We start from the raw sequence: 11,910 nt of genomic DNA, 5'->3' as shown, positions 1-11,910 counted from the left end.
ATTATCACCTAAATATTTTTTTAATTTCATCAAAAGATAAGTATCTATTAAATTTTGGAATTTCACTCATATTAGCTATTTTCTCAATATTTAAGTTATCTTCAATTGTATTTAAAGCTAAACTAGAGAATTTATCATAGTCAATTTCAACTTCTGGAGTATTTCCTCTTTTATCTAATTTTATTTTATCAATAGACAATACTTTAGTATTAGTTTCTTTTTCAATATATGGTGTAATTTCATTTAAAATTTCTTTACTATAAACTTTATTTAATAAAATAGCTTTAGTATTGATATTTAATGAATCTAAAAGTTTTTTATGAGCTATTAAATCAATAGCTGCAGATTCTATTCCTCCTTTATTAACACCCGTTGTTAAGATTACAGGAATATTAGAAGATGCAGCTATTTCTGCTCCAGAATAAGGTATTTTTTCATTTAAAAGTCCTGTAAAAGCACTCATAACTCCTTCAATTAAAATAATATCATAATTAGAGTTATTTAATTGATTTATAATCTCATTAATTTCCATCCAACCAATATGACCAATTTTAACAGATGAAAAATCTTCCATTTTACCTTTAGTTAAGTATAATCCTGGAATAATATCTCTAACATCTGGACCGATTTTAATTAATCCTACATTAAGACCTCTTTTTCTTAATGCTCCAGCAAGGCCTGTTGTTATAAAAGTTTTACCAGAATCAGAACCAGTAGATAAAATCATTAATGTTTTTTTAGTATTTTTAAATTTTAAAAATGGTTGGGTGAGTTTTTCAATTTTAACATTAGAATTAATTCCTAAATCATAATTAAGTTTGTTTTTAAACTCTTTATTTTTTAAGTAAATATCATTTATTTGATTATCATCTAAATCTAGAAAATTAAAAAAGTTTTGAACTACCTCCGTATTTTCATCTAAAATATTATGAATTAGAGTACCTAAAACATTTTCATTATCTCCAATAGCTCCAGATAAGATATTATAGTCAGTATCTTTATAATTCATTCTTTTAATTTTAGAATAAAATAAGGCTTTTGCATTTCCATCTGCTTTACCATAAGTATGAGAGTGAAAACCTGTAACTTTTTGGTCTTTTTTTGTTAAAAAAGAGTTTGTAGTTGAAATAGCTTCAACTTTATCACTACTAACAAGAGGTGAAAAATCTAAATCAATAAGACCTAAACCTTCTTTTATTATAGGTCGTGGTGAGTTGCGGCCAATATCAGTTGAATTAGATAAAAGTTGAAAACCAGAACATATTCCTATAACTGGTTTTCCATCACTCGCTATTTGTTTAATTTCTTTTAAAAGATTTTCTGATGTATCTCCTGATTCTAAAAGTGTTCCACCAGGAATAATTAGTGCATCAAGTTCTTTTGATGCTTTAATACCATTAGTTAATCCTTCATTATTTACTATATCAGTTGGTAAATTACCAAAATTTTCAAAACCTGGAAGAGATCCTTTAATATAAGTAATACCAATTTTCATTATAAACCTTATAATTCTTCAATAGCTGAGAAGGCCTTTATAATCTTATGATCTTCAAATGATTTAGCTTGAATTTGAAGGCCAACAGGGATATCATCTACTTCACCTGCTTTCATAGATCCTGCAGGAATACCTGATAAATTAGCTATTACAGTTAATACATCGTATGCATACATTTCCATAGGATCTAATTTTTCACCAATTTTATGAGGTAATTTAGGAACAGTAGGACCCATAATAAGATCTGTATCTTTTAACATTTCATCAATCTCATTTTTAATTAAAGATCTTGCCTTTAAAGCTCCTTTATAGAATTTACCACTGAATTCTCTTTGTGAGATATATGAACCCATGTCAATTCTTCTTAAAACCTCATCACCACAAACATCTTCAATTTTATGGCCATATTTTCTACCATCATACTTTCTAGTAGCTGAGAAGAACTCAACATAATTAATTAAATAATAAGTAGGTAAACATAAGTCAATATAGTTAAAACAGAATTCATTAATTTCTGCACCTAAAGAAGATAATTCATTGATTTTTTTATCAACGATTTTATTAATTTTATCATCTGTAACATTTTTAAACTCATCACAAATACCAATTTTAACTCCTTCAAAAGGATTTTCTGATGTTTTAGCTTCTAGTGCAATTTCTGTAAAATTAGGTTTATCATAATCAATACTAGTACACTCTGATGGATCATGTGCTACAATTGTATCTAATGTAAGAGCTATTCCTGTTGCATCAGTAGCTAAAGGACCAATTTGATCTAAGCTCATTGATAAATCAATAAGGCCTTGTCTTGAAACTGCTCCATAACTAGGTTTAAAACCCATAACACCACAATGGGATGCAGGATTACGAATAGAACCACCAGTATCAGAACCTAAACTAATATCACACATATCACCAGCTATTGCAGCAGCACTCCCTCCACTTGAACCGCCAGGAATTCTACCAGGTGCTGCAGGATTATCAGTTACTCCATAAAAAGAGGTTTCAGATGAACTTCCAGCAGCAAACTCATCCATATTTGTAATTCCTAAAATGATTCCATCTTCTTTTAAGATTTTATCTACAACAGTTGCATTATAGCTACCTTGATAATTTTCAAGTGTTTTAGAAGCAGCAGAAATAATAAAATCTTCTACATTGATATTTGCTTTAATTGCAAAAACTAAACCTGCAAGAGATCCTAAATTTTCTTTATTTTGAGCTTTTTTATCAATTTCTTCTGCTTTTTTAATTGCATTTTCGTTGTTTATTTCTAAAAATGCATTAATTGAGTTGTTAGTATTGTTTATAGTATTTATAAAGCCTTCTACATTGTCTTTAGCTTTAATTTCTTGATTTTTAATAGCTTGTGATTTTTCAAAAATATTCATTAAAACACCTAGTAAATATAAGATTAAATTAATAATAGTTATAATTTTTAAGGTTTAAATATATATTTAAAAAAAGGGCACTGTAAATTTTCACGGGTTTTTGTTTTTTTTATTGTCTGTTTTGTAGTGTTCTGTGGTTGGGTTTGTAGAATTTGATTGTGGAGGATAGTGATAGTAGTAATGACCATGGTTTTTTGGATGTGTGTTTTTTATGTCTTATTTGTGGTAGGCTGTTGAATGTTTCTGCTTGGCTTGTGGTTCTGCGAATTTTGTTATCTTTAGAGTATGCTGTTAGTTTGTCTTTTTGTTTGGAGAATTTATCCATGATTTTTTGTATAGGATCTGCAATGAAAAATATGTTTTTTTCATATTTTGCAAGTAGTTCTTTTGTTTTATTTTCGTCAAAACTTCTGAGTATTTCTTTCATTTCAGTAAATATCATTAAATTATAAGTGATATCTTTTTCTGGAATGTTTTCTTTTTTAATTTCATCAAATATTTTGTCTGTGGTGTATTTCATCCAATGAAATATGCATTGTTGTTGTGGTATATTTTTATTTTCAGCTATTTTTCCGTATACTCCTAACATATCGCTTGTTAATGATTGGATTGGTGTTTTATCGAATGTAAAATCAAAAAATTTATTTATAACATCATAATGACGTGTGTTTGTTATTGCAATAGATATGGGCATGTCTTTTATTTCATTTGAAAAAATAGTTACTAAGTAGTTTTTTTGACCATTAATATTTGTAAAGAGTTCATCAACAGTAATATGACCAAAATTAGCATGTTTTTTATTTTTACACATGAATAATATGCCTAAATCGGTAACCTCACGTTTTAGTGAGGTTTTACCTTTTTTTTTAAAATCACCAGGCAATGGAACAATGTCTGTTTCATAAACAAATTCATCATGTTCTTTTTGAATCACATTCCTAACATATTCATGACTTACATTGATATTCATACTAATTTCAACCACTTCTGCTATTTTATCAAATGATAAACCAGTATTTGCATGAATTTTACGTATTTTATCATCTAATTTCTTTTTCTCCTTTAATTCTTTATCTACTTTAAAATCTACAGGAGTAATAAACCATTTATCACATTCATTACACACATAAGACTGAGGATAATATTCCACAGATTTATTTTCTTTAGTTTTATAAATCCTACGTTCCCATCCTTTAACATTAGCATTAGATTCACCACAATGAGGACAAATTCTTTTTAACATTGCAAAACGATTATCAGGATAAGAAATAACATTAGATTCTTCTACATCCTCAAAAATATCTATACCAAAGCCTCTTTTAATATTGTTTCTTAAAGATTCATTAAAAGTAAGTCTATCAACCATAAAATCACCTACACCCCAATCTAAATTATTTTCATCAAAATCAACCAATAAAATCTGATCATCATTTGAATCACTATCATTAAAATCATTAAAAGATTTAAATTCATCAATATTATTAATATCATCAATATTTTCCAATAAAACTGTTTGAAATTCATCTATTAAATCAATAGAATCACCACAATACTTTTTATTCCTCTTAAAAAAAGGTTCAAAATCAATATCTAACCGAACAAAATCATCCAAATAAGTTTGATTCTCCCTAAATATCTTTTTAAAAGGTAAAATATTAACAATATTCATAATTAATAATATATAACTCATACTATATAAATATAACCAATATAAATTATTAAAAACACAATACACAAACAATATCACAAACCAATACAAAAAATAAAGACAAAACACTAAAAAAAATAAAAAAACAAGAAAATAAAAAAAACCATCCAAAAAAGAAAATCAAAACCCGTGAAAATTTACAGTGCCAAAAAAAGTATTAAATTGGCACTGTAAATTTATTTTTTAAGATTTATTAAAAATAGCTTTTATTCAATTAAATTAATGTTTTTTACTTTTTTAAATTGTTTATCAAAAGAAACTAAGTTGTTTATTTCATTAGCTCTCATAATTTCTATTATTATGCAATTCCTAAAAGATAGTTTTGTATTGTGTTTTTTATATGTATTTATTACATTATCATTAAAATTAGATATTTCATATTCATTTAATATATTGAAATTATCTTTAAATACATAGTAATTATTTATAGCATCTTGTAATGATCCTTTATTTCCAATTACTGTAATAATTTCATTAATTATAAGGTTACTAATATAACATTCATTATTAAAAATATTATCTTCATATAGTTTAAAAGCTTTGTTGAAATTAGAATCATCTTTTAAAACAAAAGCTATTAAAAATGAACTGTCTAAAAATACTTTCATTTATATAACTCCTTTTTTAGTTCAACAGAATCAGTTTTATATCCCAATTTCACACTACCCATAATGTCTTCTAATTTCATTTTTTTTCTAAAACTTATTTTAGGTTCTCCCTTCTCATCAATAGACCATTCTATTAAATCACCATCTCCTAAATTAAATTTTTTTCTCATGAAAGATGGAACTGCTGTTTGATTGTTTTTATATATTTTAGTTGTGACAGTCATAATATCATCTGATAGTTATTATTATATTAACAGTCATATATATAATTAACAGTTTTTAAGAAAAAATTAAAAAGTTTTTCTAATTTAAAAAGATTAAAATGCTTAAAAAATGATAATTTAAAAAAAAGAATGTGGAAAGGTTTAATTTCCACTATTTTTTTACTGTTATTATGTTGCTTGTATGGAAATCTTTCCAAGATGCTGTAGCTATGTATGATCCAGGATCTAAATTTATATTTAATTTTACAATTCCATTATCATCTGAAGTTCTGTTATATATTATTCCGTTGATGTTGATTTGTATTGTTTGGTTGATTACTTTATTTCCCTGATCATCTAATACTTCAACATTATATGTGTCATTATCCCCAAATGTCTTATTTAAGTTTTCACCTATTAGAATTGGTAAAACTTTAATTATATTACTTATTTCTAAATCATTGCACTTTGCTGTTATAATATAAGTGTTTGGATCTAAATTAATATTTAAAGTAGCTATACCATTTTCATTTGTTGTTCTATTATAAAATACTCCATTAATATTAAATTCAACAATGGTATTGTTTATTGGGTTTCCTTTTTTATCTAAAACTTCAACCGTGTATTGTGATCCATTACGGAAATACTTAGTAAGATCATCAGCTATTAAAGTAGAATTAACAACAACAAGGTTATTGGTTGATGTATTAAAGTATTTACTTGAACCATTAAATGTTGCTGTGACATTGTAAGTATTAGGCCTTAAATTAATATTTAAGAACACTTCACCATCACTATTAGTAGTTCTATTATAAGTCACCCCATTAATAGTAACTTGTATAAGCACACCAGCTATTGGATTATTATTAGAATCTTTTAAAACAGCTACATATTGTGTACCATTTCTATAGAACAAGAAAGTGTCATTAGCATCTAATAAAACATTATTTTTAACTATAGTAATATTCAATATCTTATTAAAACTATTATAATTACTATCACCAGGATATGTGATGATTGCAGTGTAATTATCTGGATTTAAATCAGTGACATTAAAGGATACTGTGCCGTTGATTATTTCATTTGTGTAATTTTTATTATTGATATTTAAAGTTATATTACCTGTAGCATTAGAATCCACAGTAATAGTAATGGTTTGATTTTCACTAGCTACAATATTAGGATTAGTGACATTAATATTGGTTTTATTAGACTTTAAAACACTAACTATAATGTTAAAAGTTTTTGGATAATAATTATCATCACCAGAATAAAATACTGTGATATTATGTTCTCCCACTGGTAAATTTAAATCTGTGAAAATTACTTCACCATTTGTAATATTTAGTGTTTGATTTTTACCATTATAAATAATTGTAATATTACCAGTAACATTAGTAGTGATTTTTATTGTTTGATTTTCATTATAAATCATGTTATTTTCATTTAAATTAAAAGTAGCATTATTTTTAACAACTAATAAGCCAGTTTGCACAGTTATATTAGTTCCACCAATATAAGTACCATTAATTAGATATTTTCCAATATTTGGTGATGTGATATTTTTAGTGTATAATCCATCTTCAAAATCTGTTAAATTAACATTGAAAATAGTGTTATTAAATAAAGTGATATTTTGACCTACAATAACATTACCATTATCATCAGTTAAAAAAGCATTTAAAAGAACATCTCCACCAGGAACACCGTAATAAGTATCATTACCTAAAATAATCAAATAAACCAAAGTATTTATTTTACCATTATTATAAATTTGCTCAAAATAATCATTAAACATAGTATTATTCTTCAATAATAAAGTAGCACCTTGATCATTATAAATAAGATGATTATTATATCTTGAATTATTTAATAAAGAATCACTCACAAGCAAAATACCACGATTGTAGATTGCTCCACCACTACTTGCGGTGTTGTTATTTAATGTGGAATTACTTATAGTAAAATCACCACCATTATTGTAGATTGCTCCACCATCAACGTTTGCGGTGTTGTTATTTAGTGTGGAATTATTTATAGTAAAATCATTACCGCCATTATTTAAGATTGCTCCACCATAATAGTTTGCTTTGTTGTTATTTAATGTAGAATTACTTATAGTAAAATCACCACCATTATTGGAGATTGCTCCACCATAATCGCTTGCTTTGTTGTTATTTAGTGTAGAATTACTTATATTAAAATCACTACCGCCATTATTGGAGATTGCTCCACCCCAACTGCTTGCGCTGTTGTTATTAAATGTAGAATTATTTATAGTAAAATCATTACCGCCATTATTGTAGATTGCTCCACCATCAACGTTTGCGGTGTTGTTATTAAATGTAGAATTATTTATAGTAAAATCATTACCACCATTATTGTAGATTGCTCCACCACTACTTGCGGTGTTGTTATTTAATGTAGAATTACTTATAGTAACATTACCACCATTATTATTGTTGATTGCTCCACCATTACTATTTGTGTGTCCGTTTTGTAGTGTTATGTTTTCTAAAATTAAATTACCACCATTTACAATATTGAAAATTCTTACTTCATTGTTTCCATCAATAATACCATTTTTAATAGTAACCGTCTTATTAATACTTATACCATCAGTATATTTTCCTGTATCATTATATAAAATTGTTTTACCTTCAAGATCAACTACTTCTTTACTAATTATTTCTTGTTCTAAACAAGTGAAATTACCAGCAACAGAATAAGTCCTCACATCATCATTAATTTCAAGATCATCAGAATAAAAATCAAATGAATCCCATTCTCCTATATCACTAATTTCTTCTGCAGACACCAAACCCACAGAAAAAACTAAAACCAAAAAAAATATAAAAATTTTATTTCTAAACATTTTAAAATAAACCTCCAACTTATAATATAAATCTTATTTTTGAATATAATAAGATATAAAATTATTCTTTAGAAAAATTCATTCATATAAATACAAATAATTAAAACAAAATAAAAATATTAATAAAAAAATATTTAACTAGAGATGTATTTCAAGTGTAAAAAAAGTATTTTAAAAAAAAGTTCAAAAAAGATGTGATATAGCTATTTAATAAATAAATAGCTAATGTAAATTTTATAAGTTTTTAATAGCTAATTTAATATCTTCAGCTTTAATAGTTTTACGTTTTGCAAACTCAGCTGCTTTTTTAGCTTCTGTAGAAACATTTGCTGCTACTTCTTCAAGATAGTTAGTTAATTCGTCTTTTGCATCTTCACTAATTCTTTCAGCACCAGATTCTTTCATGATCCTTGCAATAGGAGCTTTTGGTATATTAGACATAATTTTCACCTCAAATATTTTTAATTAAATAACACTTATTAAATTCCATATTGGTAATATAATTAATAAGTACTATGACTTTTAAAAAACCTTATATTTAAATATTTCCACTAAAATTAGGTATAATTAACAAAATTATTATATAATCAATACCAAAGTAGATATTAATTACTTTTATAAAGACTTAAAAAAAATTTTAAGTTATAATTTAAAAAAGAGAAGGTAAAAATGAAAATCAAAATAGCTATTCCATCAAAAGGACGAATAAGTGAACCATCAATTGAAATACTAGAAAAAGCTGGTTTAGGATTAAAAGATAATAGTAATAGGAAATTATTCTCAAAAACACATCATGAAAACATTGATGTGCTATTTGCTCGTGCATCAGATATACCAGAATTTGTTGAAGATGGTGTAGTTGATATGGGAATAACTGGACTAGACCTTATAAATGAAGCTAGTGCAGATATTAAAGTTTTAACTGATTTAAAATTTGGTCAAACTAAACTTGTTCTTGCATCTCCTGAGGAATCTGATATAAATTCAGTTTATGATATTACAGATGAAATGACCATAGCTAGTGAATTTCCAAATCTAACAAAAAAATATCTAAAAGAAAAAGGTTTAAATTTGAAAATTGTTAAATTAAGCGGATCAACAGAAGCTGCTCCTTTTATTGGTGTAAGTGATTTAATAACAGATTTAACAAGTACTGGAACAACTTTAAGAATGAATCATTTGAAAGTTATTGATATCATTTTAGATAGCTCTATAAAACTTATTACAAATCATGATAGTTATAATAATAAAAAAGAATTAATTGATTCAATTACTACTAGTATTAAAGGGGTTCTTGATGCAGATCGTAAGAAGCTTATTATGATGAATGTTAAAAGTGAAGATTTAGAAGGTGTTAAAAAAGTTATGCCTTCTATGACAGGCCCTACAATATCTGAGGTATTATCATCTGAGAAGACTGTTGCTGTTCAGGCGGTTATTGATGAAGATGAAGTTTTTAAACTTGTAAATGATTTAAAAAATGCTGGTGCAAAAGATATTTTAGTAGTTCCAATTGAAAGAATTATATAATTTAAATAATAAAATTAATTTAATTATAAAAAGAGTTGATTAATATTTTTAACTTTAATGATATTATTTCTATAAAAGATTTAAAAAGAGAAGACATTGATTTTATTATTGATGAAGCTTTAAAACTTGAAAAAATAGCTGCATCAGAAGAAAAATCTGATATTTTAGATGGAAAAATTCTTGGAATGATGTTTTTTGAACCATCAACTCGAACAAAGCTATCATTTGAAACTGCTATGAAACGTCTTGGTGGAGAGTGTATTGGTTTTGAAAATAGTATTACTAGTTCTGTTTCTAAAGGTGAAAGTATAGCTGATACTGCTAAAATGTTTGAAGCTTATTGTGACGGCCTTGTTATTCGCCATGAAATGGAAGGTGTTTCTAAATTTATCTCTGATATTGTTAATGTACCTGTAATAAATGCAGGTGATGGTGCAAGTCAACATCCAACACAAACATTACTTGATTTGTATACTATTAAAAAAGAATTTAAAGATATTAATAATTTAAAAATAGCTCTTATTGGGGATTTAAAATATGGTCGTACTGTACATTCTCTAGCTTATGCATTAGGATTATATAATACAGAAATGTATTTTGTATCTCCTAAAGAACTTCAAATGCCTGATGAGATTTTACATGATCTTGAAAAAAACAAGATTAAGTTCCATAAAAAAGAAGATTTAAAAGAAATTGTTGATAAGGTTGATGTTTTATATGTTACTAGAATTCAAAAAGAGCGTTTTGGTGATGAAGAAGAATATCAAAAAATCAAAGGTGCTTATAAAATAGATAAGAATTTAATTGAGGGTAAAGATCTTATTGTTATGCATCCATTACCTAGAATTGATGAAATAGATGCTGATATCGATAATACAAAATATAATAAATACTTTGAACAGGCTTTTAATGCTGTTCCTGTTCGTATGGCAATACTTAAAAATTTAATTAAATAGAATATAATGTTTCTTGAAGTAGGTCTGTATCACATTGTAAAGAAATAATATTAGTTCTTCCTTTTCCTCTTCCACGTGATATAGTATTAGTTGATATTATTCCAAGCATTTCAAGTTCATTTATAAAATCAAAAATACGTCTGTATGTTACAGAATCTCCTTTTGAAACTTCCTTATATGTATCATAAAGTTTACCTGAAGTGATTTCCTCACCAGATTGTGTTAGCTTAAGTAATGCTTCTAGTACTCTTTGTTGTTGAGTAGGTAAAGTAATTATAATGTCTGTTATTTTATTGTGTTCAATTCTATCTTTTGCAGTTCTAACATATTCACCTAGAATTTTATCTGAGTCTTCATCATCGGCAATTTCACCAGCTGTTCTTAAAAGATCTAATGCATATCTTGCATCACCTTCTTCTTTTGCAGCCATTGCAGAGCATAATGGTATAACATCATCTTTTAGTGAATCTTCTTTAAAAGAAAGATTAGCACGTTCTTTTAAAATATCAGCTAGCTGATCTGCTCCATATGGTGGAAACACTATTTCTTTATCCCTTAGGCTACTCATCACTCTAGGTTTTATGAATTTTTTAAAATCAACATAATTACTAATTGATAAAATAGATACATTTTCAGTTCTAGTTAATGTATAAAGTATTCCATCACCATCTTTTTCAAGTAAAATATCTACTTCATCTAAAATTACAATTAAAATAAGTTTTTTTCCAAATGCATTTTGTTTAAATATGTTTCTAAATGTGTTTACTACTTCTCCTTTTGTCCAACCACGATTAGGAACATCACGGCCTAATCTTTGACATAGCTGAGCTATAACTTGATATTCTGTTGTATAATCTGTACATCTAATATATTCAACCTTAATAAAAACATCCTTATTTTTTGCTGCTTCATTTAATTGGTCTCTTGCAAATTTAGCAGCTGCAGTTTTACCAGTTCCTGTTTTTCCATAAATAGTAACATCAGATGGTGTTACATTGTTTAATGCTTCTATCCAGTATTTTGCTATATTTGTTATTTGATCTCGTCTGTGAGGTAATTTTTCAGGTAGAAATCTATGATCTAGTGGTGTTTTATCTTTAAATACTGACTCTTCTCCTGATAAGTTATCGAATATGTTTCCCAT

10 protein-coding genes are annotated in these 11,910 nt (G+C 26.4%); 2 read left to right on the top strand and 8 right to left on the bottom strand.

Translation table 11 applies throughout. The features are described from left to right. Positions 1 to 4: 4 nt before the first annotated feature. The 7 genes from ACA134_RS00050 to ACA134_RS00020 all read right to left on the bottom strand — a co-directional run bounded on the left by ACA134_RS00050 (position 5) and on the right by ACA134_RS00020 (position 8,721). Entirely contained in the window at positions 5 to 1,495 is a 1,491-nt protein-coding gene (locus ACA134_RS00050) for a DJ-1/PfpI family protein (protein WP_409200154.1), read from the bottom strand. Positions 1,496 to 1,503: 8 nt separating this feature from the next. Next, the gene (gene gatA, locus ACA134_RS00045; RefSeq protein ID WP_409200153.1) at positions 1,504 to 2,886 is read right to left on the bottom strand and encodes an Asp-tRNA(Asn)/Glu-tRNA(Gln) amidotransferase subunit GatA; all 1,383 of its coding nucleotides are present in this window, start codon (positions 2,884 to 2,886) and stop codon (positions 1,504 to 1,506) included. Between the two features lie 109 nt (positions 2,887 to 2,995). Beyond that, a complete protein-coding gene (locus ACA134_RS00040) occupies positions 2,996 to 4,576 on the bottom strand; it encodes a hypothetical protein (RefSeq protein ID WP_409200141.1) in 1,581 nt (526 codons plus the stop codon). A 224-nt stretch (positions 4,577 to 4,800) separates the two neighbouring features. Continuing rightward, entirely contained in the window at positions 4,801 to 5,202 is a 402-nt protein-coding gene (locus ACA134_RS00035; RefSeq protein WP_409200152.1) for a type II toxin-antitoxin system VapC family toxin, read from the bottom strand. Further along, the gene (locus ACA134_RS00030; RefSeq protein ID WP_409200151.1) at positions 5,199 to 5,426 is read right to left on the bottom strand and encodes a hypothetical protein; all 228 of its coding nucleotides are present in this window, start codon (positions 5,424 to 5,426) and stop codon (positions 5,199 to 5,201) included. The genes ACA134_RS00035 and ACA134_RS00030 overlap by 4 nt, the downstream gene beginning before the upstream one ends. A 151-nt stretch (positions 5,427 to 5,577) precedes the next feature. Further along, positions 5,578 to 8,280, bottom strand: a complete 2,703-nt coding sequence (locus tag ACA134_RS00025) for a beta strand repeat-containing protein (protein ID WP_409200150.1) — start codon at positions 8,278 to 8,280, stop codon at positions 5,578 to 5,580. Between the two features lie 234 nt (positions 8,281 to 8,514). Continuing rightward, entirely contained in the window at positions 8,515 to 8,721 is a 207-nt protein-coding gene (locus ACA134_RS00020) for a histone family protein (RefSeq protein ID WP_409200149.1), read from the bottom strand. Between the two features lie 228 nt (positions 8,722 to 8,949). Between ACA134_RS00020 and hisG the strand changes: the two genes are divergently transcribed. Both hisG and pyrB read left to right on the top strand, forming a co-directional pair. Further along, the gene (gene hisG, locus ACA134_RS00015) at positions 8,950 to 9,810 is read left to right on the top strand and encodes an ATP phosphoribosyltransferase (RefSeq protein ID WP_409200148.1); all 861 of its coding nucleotides are present in this window, start codon (positions 8,950 to 8,952) and stop codon (positions 9,808 to 9,810) included. A 35-nt stretch (positions 9,811 to 9,845) separates the two neighbouring features. Then, positions 9,846 to 10,766 carry an aspartate carbamoyltransferase gene (gene pyrB / locus ACA134_RS00010; RefSeq protein WP_409200147.1) on the top strand — a complete coding sequence of 307 codons (921 nt, stop codon included), beginning with the start codon at positions 9,846 to 9,848 and terminating at the stop codon, positions 10,764 to 10,766. On the opposite strand, the gene ACA134_RS00005 is transcribed toward pyrB, so the two are convergent. Then, positions 10,759 to 11,910 (bottom strand): Cdc6/Cdc18 family protein, encoded by a 1,152-nt coding sequence (locus tag ACA134_RS00005; RefSeq protein ID WP_409200146.1) that lies wholly within the window; start codon positions 11,908 to 11,910, stop codon positions 10,759 to 10,761. The genes pyrB and ACA134_RS00005 overlap by 8 nt on opposite strands.

The organism is Methanobrevibacter sp. DSM 116169 (assembly GCF_046197865.1).
In the GTDB taxonomy this organism is placed as follows: Archaea; Methanobacteriota; Methanobacteria; order Methanobacteriales; family Methanobacteriaceae; genus JAHKLT01.
Note: the sequence above shows the minus strand (reverse complement) of the source record. Positions and strands in the feature narration are given on the sequence as shown.